This is a genomic window from Blastochloris tepida (assembly GCF_003966715.1).
GTDB lineage: Bacteria > Pseudomonadota > Alphaproteobacteria > Rhizobiales > Xanthobacteraceae > Blastochloris > Blastochloris tepida.
Window position 1 is genome coordinate 3,258,332 of record NZ_AP018907.1, and the last position, 23,617, is coordinate 3,281,948.

Sequence of the window (23,617 nt, forward strand, 5' to 3'; positions counted from 1 at the left end):
GTCACACCTGATCGGCCACGGGCAGGCCGGGGACGCGCCCCGGCGTCCCACCCGGCCGTCAGGCCGACAGGCGCTTGCGGCCCTGCGCGCGGCGCGCGGCGATCACCTTGCGGCCGCCCTTGGTTGCCATGCGCGCGCGAAAGCCGTGGCGGCGCTTGCGCACCAGCTTGCTCGGTTGATAGGTCCGCTTCACGTTCGATCTCCGGAAGTTGCGGCGAGAGCCCTCTGCGATCGCATCGAATCGGGCCCCGGGTCTTCGGTCAGTCGCGCCCCCGTCGGCAGGCCCTGTCGTGGCCGCTGCGGAAGGCGCTGCAAATCCTTGAGTTTGTCGCGTCGCCCGGCGCCCGGCTGGACCCCAGCCATGACCGAAAACGCTTCGCCCCCGGGGACCGCTGCTGGCAGGCCAACCGATACCGGCCCGTCAAGCCGCCCCGGCTGCGAGTTGGCGGGGCTTATACTGGCGCCCCGCCCGCAAAGTCAATTGAAGCCGGCCGGACCCCGGCCGGGCCTTGAGCGGAAGCTGAGCCGCGGCGGGCGCTCAGCGCTCCTCGTCGTCCTCAACGTCGCCGATCACGTCGGAGAGGTCGTCGTCGCCCTCTTCCTCCTCTTCGAGGAAGGTCTCGTCATCGTCGTCGAGGGCCTCGTCCTCGATCTCGATGTCCTCCTCGGAGGTCACGGTCTTGCCCGCATCCTCCTCGGCCTCCTCGAGCGGCACGATTTCGACGTCGCTCGCCTCCTCGATGTCGGGCTCCTCGTCCGAAGACGGCGCGGCGGCGGCACGCGCCGCCACGCCGCGCGCGCTCAGCCGGCCCGCGACGGGATCGAACATGCTGCGCGGATAACTCTCGCCGGTATAGGGCGAAACGATCGGGTCCTTGTTCAAGTCGTAGAACTTGCGCCCCGTGACGGGGCAGACCCGCTTGGTGCCGAGTTCGTCTTTGGCCACCGCGGACGTTCCTTCGAATAATGTCTTCGGAGAAACGATGCGGTTAGCGGCGCGGAACGCCCCCGTCAATCCCCTCCCGCGCCCCGGTTGACGGTCCCGGCCCGCCATGTCACAGCCCGCGGCCGAACGAGGCTGGCCAAGATCCCAACACCATGACACCAGATCCCGGCTCCCACGCCGTCACCCGTCCCGTCACGGCGCGCCGCTCCGGCCCGCTGCGCGGCCAGATCCGCGCCCCCGGCGACAAATCGGTGTCGCACCGGGCGCTGATCTTCGGGCTGCTCGCTTGCGGCACAACCGAGATCGCGGGCCTGCTGGAGGGCGCCGACGTGCTGGCCACGGCGCGGGCCTGCGCCGCGCTCGGCGCCAAGGTCGACCGGCTGGGGGAAGGCCGCTGGCGGGTCGAGGGCGTGGGCGTCGGCGCCCTGCTCGCGCCGACCGACACCCTCGATTTCGGCAATTCCGGCACCGGCGCAAGGCTGATGATGGGCGTGGTCGCCGGCCACCCGGTCACCGCCCGGTTCGATGGCGATGCCTCCTTGCGCAAGCGGCCGATGAAGCGGGTGCTCGACCCGCTGGCGCTGGTCGGCGCCCGTGTTCTCGAATCCGCCGAGGGCGGCCGCCTGCCGCTGGTGCTTCAGGGCGCCCGCGAGCCGCTGCCCGTCACCTATGAGACGCCGGTGCCCTCGGCGCAGGTGAAATCCGCCGTGCTGCTCGCCGGCCTCGCTGCACCCGGCGAGACCACGGTGATCGAGCGCGAGGCGACGCGCGACCATACCGAATCCATGCTGGCCTATTTCGGCGCCGACGTGCGCGTCGTGCCCGAGGGCGCGCATGGCCGGCGCATCACGCTCATCGGCCGTCCCGAGTTGCGCCCCGCCCCGGTGCGGGTGCCCGCCGACCCGTCGTCGGCCGCCTTCCCGCTGGTGGCGGCGCTGCTTCTCAAGGGCTCCAAGCTGGCGATCGAGGGGGTGATGGCCAATCCGCTGCGCAACGGCCTCGTCGTAACGCTCCGCGAGATGGGCGCCCGCATCGAGGTGCTGGACGAGCGCCGCGAGGGTGGCGAATTGGTCGAGGATCTGGTGGTGCAGTTCTCTGAGCTGGCCGGCGTCGAGGTGCCCGCCGAGCGGGCGCCGTCGATGATCGACGAATACCCCATCCTCGCCGTCGCCGCCGCCAATGCCCGCGGCGTCACCCGCATGCGCGGGCTCTCCGAACTCAAGGTCAAGGAAAGCGACCGGCTGGCCGCGGTGGCCGACATGCTGCGTGCGGCCGGCGTCGAAGCCCAGATCGAGGGCGACGACCTCATCGTCGAGGGCAAGGGGCCGGGCGGCGTGCCGGGCGGCGGCACCGTCGTCACCCACATGGACCACCGCATCGCCATGAGCGGGCTGGTGCTGGGCCTCGCCACTGATGCCGGCATGGCGGTGGACGACGTCGCCTTCATCGCCACCTCCTTCCCCGACTTTCTGCCCCTGATGGCGGGGCTCGGCGCGGAGATCGGCTGATGTCGGACAATCTGGTCATCGCGCTCGACGGCCCGGCCGCCTCCGGCAAGGGAACGCTGGCGAAGAAAATCGCCGGCCATTTCGGCCTGCCGCATCTCGACACCGGCCTGCTCTACCGCGCGGTCGGCCGCGGCGTGCTGGACCAGGGCAAGGACCCCGGCGACACGGCGGCCGCGGCGGCGGTGGCGGCAGCCCTCGACGTCTCAGCCCTCGACGAGGACCGGCTGCGCGGCGCCGAGATGGGTGAGGCCGCAAGCCGGGTCGCCGCCATTCCGGCGGTGCGCGCGGCGCTGTTCGAGCTGCAGCGCGCCTTCGCCGCCCGCCCCGGCGGCGCGGTGCTCGACGGGCGCGACATCGGCACGGTGATCTGCCCGGACGCCACGGTGAAGATCTTCGTCACCGCCACGCCCGAGGTGCGGGCCGAGCGGCGCTTCAAGGAGCTGAAGGGCCGCGGCGAGAGCATCGCGTTCGACGACGTGCTGGCCGACATCCGCCGGCGCGACGAGCGCGATTCCAGCCGCAGCGCCGCGCCGCTGGTGGCGGCGGCCGATGCGCACTTGCTCGATACCACCACTTTGGATATAGACGCGGCGTTCCAGACGGCTCTCGGCATCATCGGTCGCAGGTAGCGCGGACGGCGCGGTTCAATCCCACCGTCGGCCCGGCTTCCTCCGCTCCTGCCACGGCCTTCCAGGACCGAACCCTGTCCCGATCGACGTGGTTCACGCGCCGGCCCGCCGGATCTTCCGGCGGCTCGCCCGATCAGGCATCGGGCGCGCGTCGAACGGGACGTCACGCAACACGTGACGCCGGCGCCGCCAACCCAACCATTTCAGGACACTGCATGACCGCTGTCGCCGCTCCGACCAAGGAGGACTTCGCCGCACTTCTCGAGGAGAGCCTTGCCCAGACCGAACTCAATGAGGGAACGGTGGTCAGGGGCACCGTCGTCGGGATCGAGAAGGATCTCGCCATCATCGACGTCGGGCTCAAGACCGAAGGCCGCGTGCCGCTGCGCGAGTTCGCCGGCCCCGGCCGCGAGGCGACGCTCAAGATCGGCGACACCGTCGAGGTCTATCTCGACCGGGTCGAGAATGCGCTCGGCGAAGCGGTGATCTCGCGCGACAAGGCGCGCCGCGAGGAAAGCTGGGGCAAGCTGGAGAAGGCGTTCCAGAACAACCAGCACGTCTCGGGCGTCATCTTCTCGACGGTCAAGGGCGGCTACACGGTCGATCTCGACGGCGCGGTGGCGTTCCTGCCCCGCAGCCAGGTCGACATCCGCCCGGTGCGCGACGTCGGCCCGCTGATGCATCAGCCGCAGCCCTTCCAGATCCTCAAGATGGACCGCCGCCGCGGCAACATCGTGGTGTCGCGCCGCACGGTTCTCGAAGAGACCCGCGCCGGCCAGCGCCAGGAGCTGGTGGCCTCGCTGGAAGAGGGCCAGGTGATCGACGGCGTGGTCAAGAACATCACCGATTACGGTGCGTTCGTCGACCTCGGCGGCATCGACGGCCTGCTGCACGTCACCGACATTGCGTGGCGCCGCGTCAACCACCCGTCCGAGGTGCTGAACATCGGCCAGCAGGTCAAGGTCAAGATCATCAAGATCAACCACGAGACCCACCGCATCTCGCTCGGCATGAAGCAGCTGCTCGCCGACCCGTGGGAGGGCATCGAGCGCCGCTATCCGGAAGCCACCCGCTTCAAGGGCCGCGTGACCAACATCACCGACTACGGCGCGTTCGTGGAGCTGGAGCCGGGCATCGAGGGCCTGATCCACGTCTCCGAGATGAGCTGGACCAAGAAGAACGTCCACCCCGGCAAGATCGTCTCCACCTCCCAGGAGGTCGAGGTGGCGATCCTCGAGGTGGATCCGGTCAAGCGCCGCATCTCGCTCGGCCTCAAGCAGACCCTGCGCAACCCGTGGGAAGTGTTCGCCGAGAAGCACCCGCCCGGCACCATGGTCGAGGGCGAGGTCAAGAACAAGACCGAGTTCGGCCTGTTCCTCGGCCTCGACGGCGAAGTCGACGGCATGGTCCACCTGTCGGATCTCGACTGGAACCGTCCCGGCGAGCAGGTGATCGAGGAGTTCAAGAAGGGCGACATGGTGCAGGCGGTCGTTCTCGACGTCGATGTCGAGAAGGAGCGCATCTCGCTCGGCATCAAGCAGCTCCAGGGCGACCCCTTCGCCACCTCGGGCGAGGTCAAGAAGGGCTCGGTCGTCACCTGCGAGGTGATCGAGGTGAAGGAAGCCGGCCTCGAGGTGAAGATCGCCGGCTCCGACCTCACCGCCTTCATCAAGCGCGCCGAGCTGGCCCGTGACCGTGCCGACCAGCGCCCCGAACGCTTCGCGGTGGGCGAGAAGTTCGACGCCCGCGTCACCCTGATCGACCGTCGCGCCCGCAAGGTCACCGTCTCCATCAAGGCGCTGGAAATCGCCGAGGAGAAAGAGGCCGTGGCGCAGTACGGCTCGCAGGACGCCGGCGCCTCGCTCGGCGACATCCTGGGCGCCGCCCTCAAGGAGCGCGAGAAGCAGCGCCGCTGAGGCGTCTCCCTCGCGACCGGAAATCGACCCCGGCGGGCCTCCCGCCGGGGTTTTTTCTTGCGCCGAGCCCTGCCATGGCCGGACCCGGACGTTTCGCGCGGCAAGGGGTGAACGTTCCCGGCCAAACGTATTATATGTGCTCCAACCCGTGTCCCCGGCCGCCCCGGCGGCCGGGAGCGCCCCTCTCCGCCGCTTCGGGAACGCCGCATGTCGCTTGATGCCGATCTGATTGTCGAACGCCGCCGCCTGCGCCGCTCCCTGACCACGTGGCGCGTCGCCGCCGTGCTGGCCGCCGCCGCCGCCCTCGGCGCGCTCGCCATCGGGCTCGACGGGCCCGAATTCGTCGAGCGGCGTCAGGCCCACATCGCCCGCATCCCGATCACCGGCCTCATCCGCGCCGACCGCGAACGCCTCAAGATGATCGAGGAGGTCGCCAAGTCGGGCGCCAAGGCGGTGATCGTGGCGATCGACAGCCCCGGCGGCACCGTGACCGGCTCCGACAGCCTGCAGACCGCTATCCGCCGGCTGGCCGAGAAGCGGCCGGTAGTGGCGCTGGTCGAGGGCATGGCGGCCTCCGGCGCCTATGCTGCGGCGCTGGGCGCCGACGAGATCATCGCCGGCCGCAACAGCATCGTCGGCTCGATCGGCGTGATCGTGCAGTTCCCCAATGTCAGCGGGCTGCTCGACTCGGTCGGCGTCAAGGTCGAGGAGGTGAAGTCGACCCCGCTCAAGGCGGCGCCGTCCGGCTTCGTGCCGACCTCGCCCGAGGCGCGTCAGGCGCTGCAGGCGGTGGTCGACGACAGCTATGCCTGGTTCAAGGATCTGGTGAAGACCCGGCGCAGCCTGGATGATTCGCTGGCCCAGACGGTGGCGAGCGGCCGGGTGTGGACCGGCGCCCAGGCGCTGGAGCTGAAGCTGGTCGACCGGCTGGGCGACCAGGACACGGCGGTGGCGTGGCTCGCCGAGACCCACGGCATCGACAAGACCCTGCCGGTGCGCGACTGGCGGGCGGGCCGGGCGGCGACCGACGAGATCCGGCTGTCGACCCGCATCCTCGCTTGGCTGGCGGAGGCCGCCGGTTTGACGCAGCTGGCGCAAAACCTGCGGACGGAAACACCTGCGCTTTCCACCGCGCTTGACGGTGTTCTGGCGGTTTGGCACCCTCCCGCGGGTCAGTGAGGGTTGAGTTCGTCACGCTGTTTCGGACGCTGGAACGTCCGACGATCCGATTGAACCGGGCGGCGCTCCAAGTTATTGAGTTGTCGCATTCTCTTTCGCAAAGCCAGTTCCCGCTTCTGCGGAGAATGCTCCAGCGACGGGCCTCATGATCAAATCCGAACTCGTTCAGAAGATTGCCGAAGCCAATCCCCATCTCTACCAGCGCGATGTCGAGACCATCGTGAACGCGATTCTCGACGAGGTGACGGCTGCGCTCGCGCGTGGCGACCGGGTGGAGCTGCGCGGGTTCGGCGCATTCTCGGTGAAATCCCGTCCGGCGCGGGTCGGACGCAATCCGCGGACCGGCGAACACGTGCCGGTCAATGAGAAGTACGTGCCGTTCTTCAAGACCGGCAAAGAGATGCGCGACCGGCTGAACGCCGACTGACCGACGCCGAAGGAGGATCGCGGTGCTCAGGAAGCTGCTGTTTCTGGTTCTCGGGCTGCCGCTCGGGATCGTGCTGGTGGTGTTGTCGGTGGAGAACCGCGCGCCGGTGACGCTAATTCTCGACCCCTTCACCAGTGATGCGGCGACGGCCGCCTACACCGTCTCGGTGCCGCTCTATCTGCTGCTCCTCGGCACGCTGACCCTCGGCGTCATCATCGGCGGCGTCACGAGCTGGCTCACCACCGGGCGCTGGCGCGGCACCGCCAAGCGGGCGCGGGCCCACATCCACCAGCTCCAGGCCGAGATCGAGCGGCTGCGCGGCACCTCCGCCGCCCCGACCGAGGCCGTGCCCACCCTGCCGCGTCCGCGCCGCAACGCTGCCTGACCGCACGGCTGCGGGTCGATACGGGGGTGCCCGCGACGGGAACGCAGGTGACTGTGCCGGCTTGAGGTGGAATGGCGCACCGCGCGGCTTGGTGCCGACGCGGATGACGGGGGCTGGCGGGCGGTGGGCTGGCGGGCGGAGGGTGGCATGAACGTTCCGATCCTCGACCGCTCGACGCTGCTCAAGCATATCCGCGCCGTCGAGCAGGACCATCCGCTGAAGATCGTCGCGCTTCTGCCGCGGGGTGCCGCCCCGCATGTCGAGGGCGACGATGCCGTCGATTTCCTGGCGGAGAAGCGGGAAGGTCTGTCGCTGCTCGGCCTGACCAGCGCCGAGCTCGACCTTGCCGCCCGTCTCGGGCGCCCGGTCGGCATCGTGCTGGCGAGCGAACTCAGCGGCACCGAGAAGGCGCGGGTCGAAAGGTCCGCGAGACCCTTATGAGCGGCCGCACGACCGTCGACTTTCTGACCGACGCGCGAGACCACTGCCTCATGCTGGCCGACCGGGCGCGCGACGTGGCACCGGCCGCCTTTGCCGTCGACGAGGTGCGCCTGCAGTCGGCGATCTATTGCGTGCTGGTGATCGGCGAAGCGATGAACCGTGTCCCGAAGGAAGTCCGCACGCTGGTGCCCGAGGTCGCCTGGGAGCCGGCGATCGCCATGCGCAACCGCCTTGTCCACGCCTATTGGCTGGCCGATCCGGAGATCGTGTTCCGCGTCGCCGCCGACGATGCGCCGAAACTGGCCGGACAACTCGACCGTCTGATCCTTCGCCTGAGCTGAGCGCCGATGACCCTGCTCGTCAAGATTTGCGGGCTCACCACCCCGCCCACGCTCGAGGCGGCGCTGGAGGCCGGCGCCGACATGGTCGGGCTGGTGTTCTTCGCCAGGAGCCCGCGCCACGTCTCGCTCGACGCCGCGGCGGGGCTTGCGGCGCAGGCCCGCGGCCGGGCGCGAATCGTGGCGCTGACGGTCGATGCCGACGACGCGACGATCGAGGCGATCGCCAAACTGGTCGAGCCCGACCTCTTCCAGCTCCATGGCCGCGAAATCCCGGCGCGCGTGGCGGACGTCCGCGCCCGCTGCGGCCGGCCGGTGATCAAGGCGCTGCCGATCGCCGTGCGCGACGACCTCGCGCCGGTCGAATCCTTCGCCGAGGTCGCCGACATGCTGCTGTTCGATGCCAAGCCCGCCCCCGGCGCGGCGCTGCCGGGCGGCAACGGCCTCGCCTTCGACCATACGCTGGTGGCCGGCCTTGACCCCGGCGTGCCGGTCATGCTGTCTGGCGGCCTTGATCCCGCAACGGTGGCGCAGGCGATCGGCCTTGTCCGGCCCGCCGCGGTCGACGTCTCCTCGGGGGTCGAACGGGCGCCGGGCGACAAGGACCCGGCGAAAATCCGCGCCTTTGTCGCGGCGGCGCGGGCCGCGGATGCGGCAGCGCGCGAGATTCGAGAGGAGCCACCGCTGTGACGGTGCATCAACCCAATTCGTTCCGGTCCGGACCCGACGAGCGCGGCCGGTTCGGCAAGTTCGGCGGCCGGTTCGTCGCCGAGACCCTGATGCCGCTGATCCTGGAGCTGGAGGAGGCCTACGCCGCGGCCAAGGCGGACCCCGCCTTCCAGCAGGAGATGGACGGCTACCTCGCCCATTATGTCGGCCGCCCCAGCGCGCTCTATTTCGCCGAGCGCCTGACCGACCATTTCGGCGGCGCCAAGATCTACCTCAAGCGCGAGGAGCTGAACCACACCGGCTCCCACAAGGTGAACAACGTGCTGGGCCAGATCATGCTGGCGCGGCGCATGGGCAAGAAGCGCATCATCGCCGAGACCGGCGCCGGCCAGCACGGCGTCGCCACCGCCACGCTGTGCGCCCGCTTCGGCCTCGACTGCGTGGTCTATATGGGCGCGGTCGACGTCGCGCGGCAGGCGCCCAACGTGTTCCGCATGAAGCTGCTCGGCGCCGAGGTGGTGCCGGTGCAGTCGGGCACCAAGACGCTGAAGGACGCCATGAACGAGGCGCTGCGCGACTGGGTGACCAATGTCGAGTCGACGTTCTACTGCATCGGCACGGTCGCCGGCCCGCACCCCTACCCGATGATGGTGCGCGACTTCCAGTCGATCATCGGCCGCGAGACGCGCGAGCAGATGCTGGCCATCGAGGGGCGGCTGCCCGATTCGCTCGTCGCCTGCATCGGCGGCGGCTCGAACGCCATGGGGCTGTTCCACCCCTTCCTGGATGATCCGACCGTCGAGATCTACGGCGTCGAGGCCGCTGGCCATGGCATCGCAACCGGCCTCCATGCCGCCTCGCTGTCGGGCGGCAAGCCCGGCGTGCTGCACGGCAACCGCACCTACCTGCTGATGACCGAGGACGGCCAGATCAAGGATGCCCACTCGATCTCGGCCGGGCTCGACTATCCCGGCATCGGGCCGGAGCACTCCTACCTGCACGAGACCGGCCGGGTGACGTATCTGTCCGCCACCGATTCGGAAGCGCTCGAGGCGTTCCAGTTGCTGTCCAGGCTCGAAGGCATCATCCCGGCGCTGGAGCCGGCACACGCGCTGGCCAAGGTTGCCGAACTGGCGCCGAACAAGCCGAAGGACCACCTGATGGTGGTCAACCTCTCCGGCCGCGGCGACAAGGACGTGCCGCAGGTCTCCGAGATGCTGGGGAGCAAGGTGTGATGACCGCCCGCCTCGACGCCAAATTCGCCGCGTTGGCCCAGGAAGGCCGTGCCGGCCTCGTGACCTTCCTCACCGCCGGCGATCCCGACCCGGCCACCACGCTGGCGCTCCTGAAGGGCCTGCCGGCGGCCGGCGCCGACGTGATCGAGCTCGGCATGCCGTTCTCCGACCCGATGGCCGACGGTCCGGCGATCCAGTGGGCCTCGATGCGGGCGCTGAAGGCCGGCCAGACGCTGGCGAAGACGCTCGACCTCGTGCGCGCCTTCCGCGCAAGCGATGCCACCACGCCGCTGGTGCTGATGGGCTACTACAATCCGATCTATGTCTATGGCGTCGAGCGCTTCCTGGATGAGGCGAAGGCGGCCGGCGTCGACGGGCTGATCGTGGTCGACCTGCCGCCGGAGGAGGACGACGAACTCTGCCTGCCGGCGCTGAAGGCGGGGCTCGCCTTCATCCGGCTCGCCACCCCCACCACCGACGATCACCGCCTGCCCAAGGTGCTCGCGAATACCGCCGGATTCGTCTATTACGTCTCGATCACCGGCGTCACCGGCACCGTGACGCCCGATTTCGACAAGGTCGGCTCGGCCGTCGCCCGCCTGAAGCGCCACACCGCGCTGCCGGTTGCGGTCGGCTTCGGCGTCAAGACCGCCGCCCACGCCGCCGCGGTGGCGAAGGGCGCCGATGCGGTGGTGGTCGGCTCGGCGCTGGTCGAGGCGCTGCGCACCTCGCTCGATGCCGAGGGCCGCGCCACCGAGAAGACCGTGCCGGCCGTGCTCGGCCTCGCCGAGGATCTCGCCGCTGGCGTGCGCGCCGCCGCCAAGGCGGCTTGAAAGGACCGGCCATGAACTGGATTTCGACGACGCTGCGACCCAAGATTCGCACGCTGTTCAAGACCGAGACGCCGGAAAATCTCTGGATCAAGTGCCCGGAAACCGGGCAGATGGTGTTCCACCGCGACCTCGAAGCCAACCAGTACGTGGTGCCCGGCTCGAACTACCACATGCGGATGGGCGCCACCCAGCGGCTGAAGTCGATCTTCGACAACGCCACCTGGTTCGACGTGCCGCTGCCGGAGGCGCCGGTCGATCCGCTGAAGTTCCGCGACGAGAAGCGCTACATCGACCGCCTCAAGGACGCCCGCGCCAAGACCGGCATGCAGGATGCCGTGAAGCTCGGCTTCGGCAAGCTGGAAGGCCTGCCGGTGGTGATCGGCGTGCAGGACTTCAGCTTCATGGGCGGCTCGCTCGGCATGGCGGCCGGCGAGGCGATCATCAAGGGGCTCGACACCGCGCTGGAGAAGGGCACGCCCTTCATCCTGTTCGCCGCGTCCGGTGGCGCCCGCATGCAGGAGGGCATCCTGTCGCTGATGCAGATGCCGCGCACCACCGTGGCGGTGCAGCGCCTGCGCGACGCCAAGAAGCCCTACATCGTGGTGCTGACCAACCCGACCACCGGCGGCGTCACCGCCTCCTACGCCATGCTGGGCGACGTCCAAATCGCCGAGCCCGGAGCGCTGATCGGCTTCGCCGGCCCGCGCGTCATCGAGCAGACCATCCGCGAGAAGCTGCCGGAGGGCTTCCAGCGCGCCGAATATCTGCGCGCCCACGGCATGATCGACATGGTGGTGCACCGCCACGACATGCGCGCCACTCTGGCCCGGCTGTGCCACCTGCTCACCAAGACGCCGCGGCCGGAACCGCCGGCGCCGCCGGCCCCCGCGCCGGTGCAGGACGCGGCACCGCCGGAGCCCGAGGCACCGCCCGCCGCCGAGCCGGCCCCGGCCGAAACCCCGGCGGGGTGAGACGGGGCGACCGGCAGTTGCAGCTTGACGGGAAGCATCCACCGAGAGCGGGCGATTGCGGCTCTCGGAAGGGGTGTGGCATGATTTGATCTATGTTGGCTCGCCTGCGATTTACCAACTTCAAGACTTGGGCCGAGGCGGATTTGCCGCTTGGCAACGTCACGGGGCTGTTCGGCACCAATTCCTCGGGCAAGACCAGCATTCTGCAGTTCCTGCTGATGCTGAAGCAGACCAAGCAGGCCACCGACCGCGCAATTTCGCTGGAGCTGAACGGCCCGCTCGTTCAGCTCGGAACCATCAAGGACGCCATTCACCAGCACGACGAAGACAAGGCGGTCGAATTCTCGATTGGATTCGAATTGAAATCCGAACTGGCGCTTCAGGATGTGCGCGGAAGTCGAAGCACCGACCTCGTCAAATCCAAGTCACTTGAAATCCGAAGCGAGGTCATCGTTCAACAGATGGCCCCGCTGGCCAAGCGTTTGACCTATTGCCTTGGGACTGCAGAATTCTCGCTGCTGCCGCGACCAGGAAGCGACGGTAAGTTTGAGCTTGCAGCCGCAGGTGTTCCCGATTTCGAGTTTGTCCGAACCCTTGGTCGCCCGTGGGCACTGCCCGGGCCCGTCAAGACCTATGCGTTCCCGGACCAGGCCCGAACCTACTTTCAAAACGCCAGTTTTCTGTCGGAACTTGAAGCGGCCTACGAGGCTGAGATGGACCGGATTTTCTATCTCGGTCCTTTAAGAAATTACCCCCAGCGTGATTATCTTTGGGCACGCTCACGTCCCAGCGATGTCGGCCTACGTGGGGAGAAGGCGATTGATGCCATTCTCGCCGCAACGGAAGCCAACGAGACCCGAAACCTCAAGCCGAAAGCTCATCTGAAATCATTCCAAGAGATGATTGCTTATTGGCTTCGCGAGATGGGCCTCATCCACGCCTTCAAGGTCGAGGAAATCGCTCCGGGATCGAACCGCTGGCAGGCTCGGGTGACGACAAGACCCGGAGGCACCCAGGTTCTGCTCACCGACGTCGGCTTCGGTGTATCGCAGGTGCTGCCGGTCATCACCCTGCTCTACTACGTGCCCGAGGGTTCGACTGTCATTCTGGAGCAGCCGGAAATCCATCTGCATCCGCTGGCCCAGGCTGAACTGGCCGACGTCATCCTCAATGTTGCCACTCACCGCCGAGTGCAGGTCATTGTCGAAAGCCATTCGGAGCACCTGCTGCTGCGACTGCAGCGGCGGATTGCGGAGGAAAAGGCGTCGGCCAAAGACGTGAAACTCTATTTCTGCCGCGCTGAGAAGGAGCGCTCCATTGCCGAGCCGCTCAACCTCGACATGCTCGGCAACATCCTGAACTGGCCAGACAAGTTCATGGGCGACGCGTTCACCGAGACTGCCCAGGCCGAGCTTGCACGGCTGAAACGGATGAAAGCCGCGGAATGACCCGTTGCGTCGTCGACACCAATGTTCCGATCGTCGCCAATGGACGAGCGGATGAAGGTAGCTCCCTGCCATCGATCGACTGCCGACAGGCGGCCGTTGAATTCCTCATCAAGCTTCGTGCAACCGGGCGAGTTGTTCTCGACCTTGCCGGGGAAATCCAATCTGAATATCGCCACAAGCTCTTGCCCAGTGGCCAGCCCGGCGTTGGGGATCGGTTTTACCAGATCGTTCTCAGCAGCGACCCACGCTTGGTGGAATTCATTCCTTTGCCAAAGACGCCCAATGGCAATTATGCTGATTTTCCGGCGGACCCAAGACTTGAAAGATTCGATCCGTCCGACCGCAAGTTCGCGGCCTTGAGTCGCCGGGAGCAGATTCCCGTCATCAACGCCACCGATTCCGACTGGCTGGAGCACCGGGAAGCTTTGACTGCCAATGGCATCGAGATCCGCTTTCTGTGCGGATGCGAGCCATCGACATGGTTCGAGCGTCCGGCCAATAGACGCCGGAAGTCATCGAACCGGCGTCGCTGATGGCCAAGCGCACCACGACCTTCGTCTGCCAAGCCTGCGGCGCGGTCTATACCCGCTGGCAGGGCAAGTGCGACGCCTGCGGCGAGTGGAACACCATCGCCGAGGAGGCGAGCCCGCTCGCCAGCGCGCCGGCGGCGCAGCGCCCCGGCCGCAAGGGCCGCCTCGTGGCGCTGGAGACGCTGGCCGGCGGCAGCGCCGATGCGCCGCGCACCCCGAGCGGCATCCATGAGCTCGACCGCGTCACCGGCGGCGGCTTCGTGCGCGGCTCGGTGATCCTGATCGGCGGCGACCCCGGCATCGGCAAGTCGACGCTGCTGATCCAGGCCGCCGCCGCCATGGCCGGCCGCGGCGAGCGGGTGGTCTATGTCTCGGGCGAGGAGGCGACCGGGCAAGTGCGGCTGCGCGCCGAGCGGCTGGGCCTTGCCGGCGCCAAGGTGGCGCTCGCCGCCGAGACCAATGTCGAGGACATTCTGGCGACGCTTTCCGACGATCCGCCGCCGCGGCTGGCGGTGATCGATTCGATCCAGACCATGTGGACCGACGCGGTGGACTCGGCGCCGGGCACGGTGGCCCAGGTGCGCGGCTCGGCCCAGGCGCTGATCCGCTACGCCAAGACCAGCGGCGCGGCGGTGATCCTGGTCGGCCACGTCACCAAGGACGGCCAGATCGCCGGCCCGCGCGTGGTCGAGCACATGGTGGATGCGGTACTCTCGTTCGAGGGCGAGGGCGGCCACCATTTCCGCATTCTGCGCGCGCTCAAGAACCGCTTCGGCCCGACCGACGAGATCGGCGTGTTCGAGATGACCGGCCGCGGCCTCGCCGAGGTGGCCAACCCCTCCGAGCTGTTCCTGTCGGAGCGCGATCTCGGCGCGCCGGGCACCGCGGTGTTTGCCGGCATGGAGGGCACGCGGCCGCTCCTGGTCGAGATCCAGGCGCTGGTGGCGCCGAGCCCGCTCGGCACGCCGCGCCGCGCGGTGGTGGGGTGGGATTCCAACCGGCTGGCCATGGTGATCGCCGTGCTGGAGGCCCATTGCGGCGTGCGGCTTGGCCAGCACGACGTCTATCTCAACGTCGCCGGCGGCCTGCGCATCGGCGAGCCCGCCGCCGATCTCGCCGCCGCCGCGGCGCTGGTGTCCTCGCTCACCGGAGCGGCGCTGCCGGCGGACGCGGTCTATTTCGGCGAGGTGAGCCTGTCGGGGGCGATCCGGCCGGTGGCGCATGCGGCGGCCCGCCTCAAGGAGGCGATGAAGCTCGGCTTCAAGCGCGCGGTGTGCCCGGAGGGCGGACGCGAGCCGGTCGAGCCGGGGCTCGCGCTCGCCGCGACCGGCGCGCTTGCCGGCCTCGTCGCCGACATCGCAGCCGAGGCGCCGCGCCGTGAGCGGAGGGAAGACCCGCGGCGCGAGCGGGAGGAGTCGCCGCGGCGCGAGCGCAAAGATGACCCGCGGCGCGAGCGGAACGAACCACCGCGCCGCGAAAGCCCCGATCGTCCCCCGGCTGTCACAAGCCGGCGACAAGACGGGTGACTTTCGGCGCGCGGCAAGGGTATAGAGGGCTGCGCGCCTTGCCGTTCCATCCTTCCCGTCCCGCCCGAAAGCGCCGACTCTTCCCGGCGATATGCTATGCCGCTGACCCCTCTCGACATCGCATTGCTCGTCATCATGCTGATCTCCGGGCTGCTCGCCATGGTGCGCGGGCTGGTCCGGGAACTGTTCTCGATCGGCTCCTGGATCGCCGCCGGTGCCGCCGCGGCGGTGTTCTATCCGCAGGTGCTGCCGTTCGCCCGCCAGTACATCAGCCATGACACGCTGGCGCTCGCCGCCTCGGCCGCCGGCATCTTCCTCGTCACGCTGCTGGTGGTGTGGATCCTCACCGCCCAGATTTCCGACGCCATCCTGGACAGCCGGATCGGCGCGCTCGACCGCTCGCTCGGCTTCGTGTTCGGGCTCGGGCGCGGCCTGATCGTGATGGTGGTCGCCTTCCTGTTCCTGACCTGGCTCCTGGAGGACAAGCAGCCGGCCTGGATCAAGGAGGCCAAGTCCTACACAGTGCTGCGCTCCACCGGCGACTGGCTGATGTCGCTGCTGCCGGACGATCCCGAGGCGATGCTGCGCAACCTGAAGCCGCCCAAGGATGACGCCGAGCCCGCCGCCCAGCCGCGCCCCCCGGGCACGAAACCGTGATGGGACTTCCGGATCGGCACGGCCGGCGGCACCTGATACAAGGCAGCCCGATGACGGGCCGCGAGCTTGCGCGGTGACGGCTGCGGCGCCGGCCCGATTTCCATTTCCGGCACAGCACAGGATGCACGACATGATCGGGCGCGATGAGGATTTGGACGGCGACACCCTGCGCGAGGAGTGCGGGGTGTTCGGCATTTTCGGCCATCCCGATGCCGCCGCCATCACCGCGCTGGGCCTGCACGCGCTGCAGCACCGCGGCCAGGAGGCCGCCGGCATCGTCACCTTCGACGGCCAGCGCTTCCATTCCGAACGCCGGCTCGGCCTCGTCGGCGACACCTTCTCCGACCCCGCCGTCATCGCCCAGCTTGCCGGCGATTCGGCGATCGGCCACGTGCGCTACTCCACCACCGGCGAGACCATCCTACGCAACGTCCAGCCGCTGTTCGCCGAGATCGACGGCGGCGGCTTCGCCATCGGCCACAATGGCAACCTCACCAACGGCCTGACGCTGCGTCATCAATTGGTCAAGGACGGCGCCATCTGCCAGTCGACCACCGACACCGAGGTGATGCTGCACCTCGTCGCCCGCTCCAAGCGCAACCGCTTCATCGACCGCTTCGTCGAGGGCCTGCGCCAGCTCGAGGGCGCCTACGCCTTCGTCGGCCTGACCAACAAGAAGCTGATCGGCGCCCGCGATCCCAACGGCATCCGGCCGCTGGTGCTGGGCATGCTCGACGGCCACCCGATCCTGACCTCGGAGACCTGCGCGCTCGACATCATCGGCGCGCGCTATGTGCGCGACGTCGAGAATGGCGAAGTGATCGTGGTGTCGGAGGAGGGCGTGGAGAGCGTGAAGCCGTTCCCGCCGATGCCGCCGCGGCCCTGCATCTTCGAATTCATCTATTTCGCCCGGCCCGATTCGGTGGTGGGCGGCAAGTCGGTCTATCAGGTGCGCAAGGCCTTCGGCCGCGAGCTGGCGCGCGAGACGGCGGTGGAGGCCGACGTGGTGGTGCCGGTACCCGATTCCGGCGTGCCGGCGGCGATCGGCTATGCCCAGCATTCCGGCGTGCCCTACGAGCTCGGCATCATCCGCAACCATTATGTCGGGCGCACCTTCATCCAGCCGACCCAGACCATCCGCGAGATGGGGGTGCGGCTGAAGCACTCGGCCAACCGGGCGGTGGTCAACGGCAAGCGCATCGTGCTGGTCGACGATTCGCTGGTGCGCGGCACCACCTCGGTGAAGATCGTGCAGATGATGCGCGATGCCGGCGCCCGCGAGGTGCACTTCCGCATCGCCTCGCCGCCGATCACCCACCCCGACTATTACGGCATCGACACGCCCGAGCGCGACAAGCTGCTCGCCGCCAATCACGACCTCGACGGCATGCGCCACTATATCGGCGCCGACACGCTGGCCTTCCTGTCGGTGGACGGGCTCTACCGCGCCATGGGGGTGGAGCAGCGCGACCCATCGCGGCCGCAATTCACCGACCACTGCTTCACCGGCGAGTACCCGACCGCGCTGACCGACCGCAACGGCGAGGCGCCGCCGCCGCGCCAGCTGTCGCTGCTGGCGGAGGCGAGTTGAGGGCGGAGCAGCCGCGCGCCAAATCCCCATTGAGGCCCTGACGATCTGAGCGTCCGCATTCTTGCCGCAAGAGCAGACACATGCCTTTGCGGAGAATGCTCTGGAGCATCCGCCGATCTGATTGGATCCAGCGGACGCTCTAGGTTCTTGTTTTATCGCATTTTCTTTCGCAAAACCGGAATCCGCTTTTGCGGGAAATGCTCTAGCTTTGGAGTGCACACCCATGGACCGTCCGCTCGCCGGCCGCATCGCTTTGGTCACCGGCGCCTCGCGCGGCATCGGCCGCGCCACCGCCCTCGCGCTCGCCAAGGCCGGCGCCCACGTCATCGCCATTGCCCGTACCGAGGGCGGCCTCACCGAGCTCGACGACGAGATCCGCGCGGCCACCGGCGAGAGCGCGACCCTGGTGCCGCTCGACGTCAAGGATGGCGACGGGCTCGACCGGCTCGCCGCCGCCGTCTGGGAGCGCTGGAAGAAGCTCGACATCCTGGTGGCCAATGCCGCGACGCTGGGGCCGATCTCGCCGCTCGCCCATGTCGAGGTCGATCACTGGGACCATCTGATCGCGGTCAATATCACCGCCACCTGGCGGGTGATCCGCGCCATGGACCCGCTCCTGCGCGCCTCGGACGCCGGCCGGGTGGTGCTGCTGTCGTCCGGCGTCGCCCAGTCGCCGCGCGCCTATTGGGGGCCGTACGCGCTGACCAAGGCCGCGGTCGACTGCATGGGCCGCACCTATGCCGCCGAGGTCGCCACCACGCCGGTGAAGGTCAATCTGTTCAATCCCGGCCCCACCCGCACCAAGATGCGCGCCACCGCCATGCCGGGCGAGGACCCCGAGACGCTGCCGCCGCCCGAGGCCCCGGCCGAGAAGATCGTCGAGATGTGCCTGCCGAGCTTCACCGACTCCGGCCGCATCTACGAATTCAAGACCCGGACGCTGAAGAGCTTCCAGCCGCCGGTGTGACTCGGAATAGGGTTCTCCGGCCCTTCGGCCGGAGAACCTCGCAAGCTCAGGCGGCCTCGACCGGCACCCCGCCATGGGCGAGCGACCATGGCTCGGGCGCGTTGAGGAAGGCCTCGACCTCGCCCAGGGTGTGGGCGTCGAAATAGCCGCCGTCCTTGGCCACCTGCAGCACGTCCCACCAGGTGGCGAGGTAGTGCAGCTTGATGCCGAGCTCGGCGAGCTTGGTCTCCGCCACCGGGAAGATGCCGTAGAAGAACACCACGAAGGCGTGCTCGACCACCGCGCCGCCATTGCGCAGGCCGCTGACGAAATTGATTTTCGAGCCGGCGTCGGTGGCGAGATCCTCGACCAGCAGCACGCGCTGGCCCTCCTTCAGATCACCCTCGATCTGGGCGTTGCGGCCGAAGCCCTTGGGCTTCTTGCGCACATAGAGCATCGGCAGGTCGAGCCTGTCGGCCATCCAGGCGGCATAGGGGATGCCCGCCGTCTCGCCGCCCGCCACCGCGTCGAACGCCTCGTAGCCGACCTCGCGCTCCAGCGTGGTGACCGCGAACTCCATCAGCCGCCGCCGCAGGCGCGGAAACGAGATCAGCTTGCGGCCGTCGATATAGACCGGGCTCATGCGGCCCGAGGTGAAGCGGAACGGCTCGGTCGCATTGAACAGCACCGCCTTGACCTCGAGCAGCATGCGGGCGGTCTCGCGGGCGATCAGGCGCTTGCCGTGGAACGGGTCGGTCATCGAGTCCTCGTGTCATACGGTTTCCGGATGATCCCTTCGGGATCGCAGGAAACGGTCTCGCCGAAAATCCCCTCTCGAAGGGGGATTTTCGGCGAACGGAATACGAAACGCCGGCTTGGTCAGCCGGATTTCGCGTCAGAGCGGGCGGGCACCGGCCGACCATCGACGCGCCAGCCGATGCGGGTTCCCCCCAGGAAGGGGTGCAGCGTGCCGAGCCCCTGCACCGGCACGTCCTCCGGCACATCGGTCTCCTCGGCGGTCAAAGTGATGCGGTCGGCATTGAGCGGCAGGCCGTAGAAGCGGGCGCCGTTCTCGGCGGCGAACGCCTCGAACTTGTCCAGCGCGCCTTCCTCGGCGAACACCTGGGCGTAGGCGGCAAGCGCGGTGGGCGCGCAGAACAGGCCGGCGCAGCCGCAGGCGCTCTCCTTGGCGCTGCGCAGATGCGGGGCGCTGTCGGTGCCGAGGAAGAAGCGGGGATGGCCCGAGGTGACGGCGGCGCGCAGCGCCTGACGGTGGCGCTCGCGCTTGGCGACCGGCAGGCAATAGAAATGCGGCCGCAAGCCCCCCTGGAACATGGCGTTGCGGCTGAAGGTGAGGTGGTGGGGCGTCACCGAGCCGCCGGTGCGCTCGCCGGCCTCTTCGACGAAGGCCACGCCGTCGGCGGTGGTGACGTGCTCCAGCGTGATGCGCAGCGCCGGGAAGCGGCGGCGGATCGGCCCGAGCACCCGCTCGATGAACACCGCCTCGCGGTCGAAGATGTCGACGGCGGGATCGGTGACCTCGCCATGGACCAGCAGCGGCATGCCGGCGAACTCCATCGCCTCCAGCACGCGGTTCAGCCGTTCGAGGTCGGTGACGCCGAACTGCGAATTGGTGGTGGCGTTGGCGGGGTAGAGCTTGGCGGCGAAGAAGGCGCCGGTGCGCTGGCCTTCGATCAGATCGTCGGGATCGGTCTCGTCGGTCAGGTAGCAGGTCATCAGCGGGTGAAAATTCAGCCCGTGCGGCAGCGCCGCCAGGATGCGCGAGCGATAGGCGCAGGCCTCGGCGGCGCGGCGGACCGGCGGCACCAGATTGGGCATGATCACCGCGCGGCTGAACTGGCTGGCGGTGAAGGGCAGCACGGCGGCCAGCATGACACCGTCGCGCAGATGCAGGTGCCAGTCGTCCGGCCGGCGAATGGTGATGGTGGTGGGATTGGCCATGCGCCTTGTCTAGACCATCTGCCGCCGGCCTGCGACAGTGTTCCCCAGGATTGGAATCGGCCGCGCGATGACGCCGTGCGTGCGATTCATTCAGGCTGCGGCAGGGTTTAATTCCTGTGATGACGCCATACCAGCCTCGTCGAAAGAAGTATTTCGTTAGATCGTGGAGCACCGTTGTGGTCTGGAAAATAGTCCGATCAGTTTTTATTTTGCCGCTGATTGCCGTCACATTTCTCATTGTAACAAAAATCGGCATTGAGATAGCCGCGCTGTCAAAGGCAGCCACCATATCAAAATCATCATCTGAGATTTCAACAGACAAAGATCGTCTCGCGATCGAAATGACGCGGCATATTCACACATCTTTCGTAAGATACAGCCAGACCCCGAGATACAAATCGATTTTATACATATTATCAAGTCGACATATTCCGCCGCTTTTCCGCGTCAATCAGGAAGCTGTCGATCTATTGTTCCCCTACGGGCTGTGCGATTCCGCGGCGCGAGCCCTGATATTCCTGCTCGAATCCCAGGGGATCGATGCGGACCAAATCAACATCGTAGACGACACGACGGGCCACTCCGGCGTGGTCGCAGAGATTGATGGCGGCAGGCACATTTTCTTGGATCCGTTCTTCGGAGTCGTCCCCCTGCAGGATGGGCGGATTGCAGGACCCGAACCCGCCCTGACGCGCTCCGGGAGGCCGATGCAATGGCATGCTGTTGCCGCTTCCGGTCGCGCGGATTTTTACTTGGAAATGCACTCGCCGAGATTTGCCCGCCAGGGCGACACACTCAACATCGAAGTCGAAGTACCGATTGGCGCCGACGAGCAACTGCACATCGGCACCGTTGATGGATCATCAAAAGATGTTCGACGCGATTCTTCCCATCTCAAGATGACGACATTTTGGGACTATTTGGGAAGTCGCTACGATAGATCCTGGGTAAGAACAATGCGCTTCAAGAACGATGCAGAAATTACAATATTTACCGTCAACAAAACGAACAAATCTTTCGCTAAAACAAATGTTGATCCGATTAATTGCGGAGAAAAGTATATCAATTATAGAATTCGCGGCGGTGATTCGCTGATTTTTTATGACGGACTTGCGGAGATTGATTGGATTTCATTTTCTGGATATCAAGAGATTGATGCCATCCTGATCACAGGTTTGCCCAGCGGCGACGGAAAGTGACTCGCGGTTGGGAGCGTCGCTCGCAGTCGTCGTTGAGGAACGCCCAGGCAGGTTCATGGCGACGAGCAGCCCGAACACCAACCAGAAGGATCGCTGGGCGAAGACGTCGTGAACCAGCCCGAAGATCGCGAACACGGCCAGCGCCATTGCGGCCGCGCGGGCCTGGATGCCGGTGTGGCCGTCGCGCTGCCGCCACAGCCAGAGCAGAACCCAGCCGGCACCGGCCAGCGCCAGGATCAGGCCGACCGCTCCCGCTTCGGCGAGCAGCCAGACCGGCACGCTGTGGACGACCTGGAAGCTCTCGCCGCGCAGCAACCGCTCATGAACATAGCCGCCGAGGCCTGCCCCGAACAGCGGATGCCGGCGCCACAGCGCCAGACCGTCATTGATGGTCTGCCACCTCTCGGCATCGGAGCTTTGGCGGTTCTCCGCCAATTTCGCGGCCGCTTCGGCGACCGGATTGCTTGCGGTCCAATCGCCCGCGACTTGCCGGCCGATTGCCATGGCGAAGCCGTTGAGCGGCTCCAGGGTCGGCGCCGCCGTCCCCAGCAAGGTCGCAGTGGCGAGAGCGGCGGCGAACACCGACAGGCGCTGCCACCGCAGCCCAGACGCGAAGGCGACGCCCAGCACGATCAGCACGCCCAGCGTGACAAAGGCCGCGCGCGACAGGGTGAGGTAGGTGGCGAGGAGCAGGCAGGAGGCCGAGAACCAGTGCCGCTGCCAATGTCCCCGAGCGGCATCGCGCAGAACGAACAGCCACGCCACCACGAGGCCGATGGCGAGTTGAAACCCGAAGGCGTTGCGGTTGAGCGCGAAGCCTTCGATCCAGCTGCTGTTGAACCAGTCTTCCTCGAACACCTGCAGGTGCGCGGCCGCATAGAGGCCGATCTGAATGAGCGAGACCGTGAGCAGCGCGACCAGGAACACGGCCAGGACGCGAAGTCGCCCGCGGTCGCCCGCCACCAGAACCACGCCGGCGCCGACCGAAACATAGCCCAGGCAGACGATCCAGCCGAGCCCGCGATTGAGCCAGGCCCAGTCGATCGTGCCGAAGCGGACATAGCCGATGCAGAGGGCATAACCGACCACGAGGCTCAGAACGCCGAGGCATCCCAGCACTGCGGGCGGCAGGACCGTGAGCCCGCGCTGCTCACGCCACAGCAGGTAGCCGACAAGACCGAGCGCGGTGAGCGCCGCGGCATCGCCGGGGCTGACCGTCGCGACATGGTTCTCGAACGGTACGCGAATCTGGAACAGGACCAGGATGGCGGTCGCGAACGCCAGGATCAGGACGAGCGCCGCGGCGCCCGGGACCGCGACCCGCTCGGCGGTGCCGGCCTCGGGCGGCCGGCTGTCGGGCAGCACGCGCGCCAGGATTGCGGATACCGCGGCCCCGATCAGCGGAATGACGAGCGAGATCGTCCCGATCGTCAGCGCCGCGGCGACGGCTGCCGTCGGCACCACGCCGAGGAGCCCCAGCGCCTTGGCGGCGCTGAGTTCGCGGATTCCCCAGCCGGAGAAGCTGATCGGCAGGCTGGAGGTGAACATCACGATCACCAGGGCGGCGGCGATCTGGCCGGAATCGATGCCGGCGATGTGGGGAGAGAGCAGCACCCAATAGGCGGCCCCCATCGCGATCTGGGCGATCACGGTCAAGAGCACCGTCGGCCACAGCAGCGATCCCGTCGGCACGATGCTGGTGCAGACGCGCCATTCCTGCCGGCCCCGCAGCACCAGCAGCCACGCGAAGAACGCGGCAATGCTCAGCGACACGGTGACGGCGAGCAGATAGTCGAAGCCGCCCTCGAGCGTCAGGCCGATCGTTCCGAACAGCAGGATGGCGGCGAGGACGGCGGACAGGCCCAGCACCGCCGTGGCGACCAGCCGCTCGACATAGGTTCCGACGACGCTGGCATCGACCCCGATGCCGTGGCGGGCGAGCATCGCGGCCCGTCCCAGGCTCTGTCCGACGATGTTGAAAAGGAAGATGCTGGAAATCTGGCCGACATTGTAGGCGGCGAACGCCGGCCTCCAGCCGAGCCGCTCGCCCGACAAATGCCTGATGACAAAAAGAAACCTGGCAAAGGCGATGACGTAGTTGAGGCCGAGGAATGCCAGGGCCGACAGGATCGCCCCCGGCGAGTAACCAAGCATGGCGTCAACGATGCCGCTGGCCCCATAAAGCCAGAAGGTCAGCATAATTGCTGAAATTGCAACTATAATTGTAGCAAATGTGACTAAGTTGCGCTTCATTCCCGCAAATATTCCTACGTCTTCTCGA

At 67.6% G+C, this 23,617-nt stretch carries 24 protein-coding genes; 19 read left to right on the top strand and 5 right to left on the bottom strand.

Annotated features, from left to right (window positions below; genetic code table 11):
- Positions 1 to 58: 58 nt before the first annotated feature.
- Entirely contained in the window at positions 59 to 193 is a 135-nt protein-coding gene (gene rpmH, locus BLTE_RS14765; RefSeq protein WP_126401410.1) for a 50S ribosomal protein L34, read from the bottom strand.
- 345 nt (positions 194 to 538) lie between these two features.
- On the bottom strand, positions 539 to 946 hold the full coding sequence (locus tag BLTE_RS14770; RefSeq protein WP_126401411.1) for a TIGR02300 family protein: 408 nt from the start codon (positions 944 to 946) through the stop codon (positions 539 to 541).
- A gap of 152 nt (positions 947 to 1,098) precedes the next feature.
- Between BLTE_RS14770 and aroA the strand changes: the two genes are divergently transcribed.
- The 18 genes from aroA (at position 1,099) to BLTE_RS14860 (ending at position 18,196) form a co-directional block, all read left to right on the top strand.
- On the top strand, positions 1,099 to 2,454 hold the full coding sequence (aroA, locus tag BLTE_RS14775) for a 3-phosphoshikimate 1-carboxyvinyltransferase (RefSeq protein ID WP_126401412.1): 1,356 nt from the start codon (positions 1,099 to 1,101) through the stop codon (positions 2,452 to 2,454).
- A gap of 11 nt (positions 2,455 to 2,465) precedes the next feature.
- Entirely contained in the window at positions 2,466 to 3,083 is a 618-nt protein-coding gene (gene cmk, locus BLTE_RS14780) for a (d)CMP kinase (RefSeq protein WP_126402234.1), read from the top strand.
- 215 nt (positions 3,084 to 3,298) lie between these two features.
- Positions 3,299 to 4,999 (top strand): 30S ribosomal protein S1, encoded by a 1,701-nt coding sequence (rpsA, locus tag BLTE_RS14785; RefSeq protein WP_126401413.1) that lies wholly within the window; start codon positions 3,299 to 3,301, stop codon positions 4,997 to 4,999.
- 207 nt (positions 5,000 to 5,206) lie between these two features.
- Complete coding sequence (gene sppA / locus BLTE_RS14790) at positions 5,207 to 6,178, top strand: signal peptide peptidase SppA (protein ID WP_126401414.1); 972 nt, start codon at positions 5,207 to 5,209, stop codon at positions 6,176 to 6,178.
- Positions 6,179 to 6,323: 145 nt separating this feature from the next.
- Positions 6,324 to 6,605, top strand: a complete 282-nt coding sequence (locus BLTE_RS14795; RefSeq protein ID WP_126401415.1) for an integration host factor subunit beta — start codon at positions 6,324 to 6,326, stop codon at positions 6,603 to 6,605.
- Positions 6,606 to 6,627: 22 nt separating this feature from the next.
- Complete coding sequence (locus BLTE_RS14800) at positions 6,628 to 6,990, top strand: lipopolysaccharide assembly protein LapA domain-containing protein (RefSeq protein WP_160140634.1); 363 nt, start codon at positions 6,628 to 6,630, stop codon at positions 6,988 to 6,990.
- Between the two features lie 147 nt (positions 6,991 to 7,137).
- Positions 7,138 to 7,431, top strand: a complete 294-nt coding sequence (locus BLTE_RS14805; protein WP_126401417.1) for a hypothetical protein — start codon at positions 7,138 to 7,140, stop codon at positions 7,429 to 7,431.
- The gene (locus tag BLTE_RS14810; RefSeq protein ID WP_126401418.1) at positions 7,428 to 7,772 is read left to right on the top strand and encodes a HepT-like ribonuclease domain-containing protein; all 345 of its coding nucleotides are present in this window, start codon (positions 7,428 to 7,430) and stop codon (positions 7,770 to 7,772) included. Before BLTE_RS14805 ends, BLTE_RS14810 begins: the two co-directional genes overlap by 4 nt.
- Positions 7,773 to 7,778: 6 nt before the next feature.
- Positions 7,779 to 8,459 (top strand): phosphoribosylanthranilate isomerase, encoded by a 681-nt coding sequence (locus BLTE_RS14815; RefSeq protein ID WP_126401419.1) that lies wholly within the window; start codon positions 7,779 to 7,781, stop codon positions 8,457 to 8,459.
- On the top strand, positions 8,456 to 9,673 hold the full coding sequence (gene trpB / locus BLTE_RS14820) for a tryptophan synthase subunit beta (protein WP_126401420.1): 1,218 nt from the start codon (positions 8,456 to 8,458) through the stop codon (positions 9,671 to 9,673). Before BLTE_RS14815 ends, trpB begins: the two co-directional genes overlap by 4 nt.
- A complete protein-coding gene (trpA, locus tag BLTE_RS14825; RefSeq protein WP_126401421.1) occupies positions 9,673 to 10,506 on the top strand; it encodes a tryptophan synthase subunit alpha in 834 nt (277 codons plus the stop codon). Before trpB ends, trpA begins: the two co-directional genes overlap by 1 nt.
- An 11-nt stretch (positions 10,507 to 10,517) precedes the next feature.
- The gene (accD, locus tag BLTE_RS14830) at positions 10,518 to 11,477 is read left to right on the top strand and encodes an acetyl-CoA carboxylase, carboxyltransferase subunit beta (RefSeq protein ID WP_126401422.1); all 960 of its coding nucleotides are present in this window, start codon (positions 10,518 to 10,520) and stop codon (positions 11,475 to 11,477) included.
- A 92-nt stretch (positions 11,478 to 11,569) separates the two neighbouring features.
- Entirely contained in the window at positions 11,570 to 12,925 is a 1,356-nt protein-coding gene (locus BLTE_RS14835) for an AAA family ATPase (RefSeq protein WP_126401423.1), read from the top strand.
- Entirely contained in the window at positions 12,922 to 13,458 is a 537-nt protein-coding gene (locus BLTE_RS14840; RefSeq protein ID WP_126401424.1) for a hypothetical protein, read from the top strand. The genes BLTE_RS14835 and BLTE_RS14840 overlap by 4 nt, the downstream gene beginning before the upstream one ends.
- Positions 13,458 to 14,981: a DNA repair protein RadA gene (radA, locus tag BLTE_RS14845; RefSeq protein WP_126401425.1), complete on the top strand. Its 1,524-nt coding sequence runs from the start codon at positions 13,458 to 13,460 to the stop codon at positions 14,979 to 14,981. The genes BLTE_RS14840 and radA overlap by 1 nt, the downstream gene beginning before the upstream one ends.
- Positions 14,982 to 15,077: 96 nt before the next feature.
- Positions 15,078 to 15,638, top strand: a complete 561-nt coding sequence (locus BLTE_RS14850; protein ID WP_126401426.1) for a CvpA family protein — start codon at positions 15,078 to 15,080, stop codon at positions 15,636 to 15,638.
- Positions 15,639 to 15,759: 121 nt separating this feature from the next.
- Positions 15,760 to 17,229 carry an amidophosphoribosyltransferase gene (purF, locus tag BLTE_RS14855; protein ID WP_126401427.1) on the top strand — a complete coding sequence of 490 codons (1,470 nt, stop codon included), beginning with the start codon at positions 15,760 to 15,762 and terminating at the stop codon, positions 17,227 to 17,229.
- Between the two features lie 223 nt (positions 17,230 to 17,452).
- The gene (locus BLTE_RS14860) at positions 17,453 to 18,196 is read left to right on the top strand and encodes an SDR family NAD(P)-dependent oxidoreductase (protein WP_126401428.1); all 744 of its coding nucleotides are present in this window, start codon (positions 17,453 to 17,455) and stop codon (positions 18,194 to 18,196) included.
- 46 nt (positions 18,197 to 18,242) lie between these two features.
- Here BLTE_RS14860 and BLTE_RS14865 read toward each other — a convergent pair whose 3' ends face one another.
- Together BLTE_RS14865 and pyrC are read right to left on the bottom strand one after the other, a co-directional pair.
- A complete protein-coding gene (locus BLTE_RS14865; RefSeq protein ID WP_126401429.1) occupies positions 18,243 to 18,935 on the bottom strand; it encodes an orotate phosphoribosyltransferase in 693 nt (230 codons plus the stop codon).
- A gap of 119 nt (positions 18,936 to 19,054) precedes the next feature.
- Complete coding sequence (pyrC, locus tag BLTE_RS14870) at positions 19,055 to 20,137, bottom strand: dihydroorotase (protein ID WP_126401430.1); 1,083 nt, start codon at positions 20,135 to 20,137, stop codon at positions 19,055 to 19,057.
- A gap of 176 nt (positions 20,138 to 20,313) precedes the next feature.
- On the opposite strand from pyrC, the gene BLTE_RS14875 reads away from it, so the two are divergent.
- On the top strand, positions 20,314 to 21,336 hold the full coding sequence (locus BLTE_RS14875) for a hypothetical protein (protein WP_126401431.1): 1,023 nt from the start codon (positions 20,314 to 20,316) through the stop codon (positions 21,334 to 21,336).
- On the opposite strand, the gene BLTE_RS14880 is transcribed toward BLTE_RS14875, so the two are convergent.
- Positions 21,268 to 23,535, bottom strand: a complete 2,268-nt coding sequence (locus BLTE_RS14880) for an O-antigen ligase family protein (RefSeq protein ID WP_160140635.1) — start codon at positions 23,533 to 23,535, stop codon at positions 21,268 to 21,270. The genes BLTE_RS14875 and BLTE_RS14880 overlap by 69 nt on opposite strands.
- Between the last annotated feature and the right edge of the window lie 82 nt (positions 23,536 to 23,617).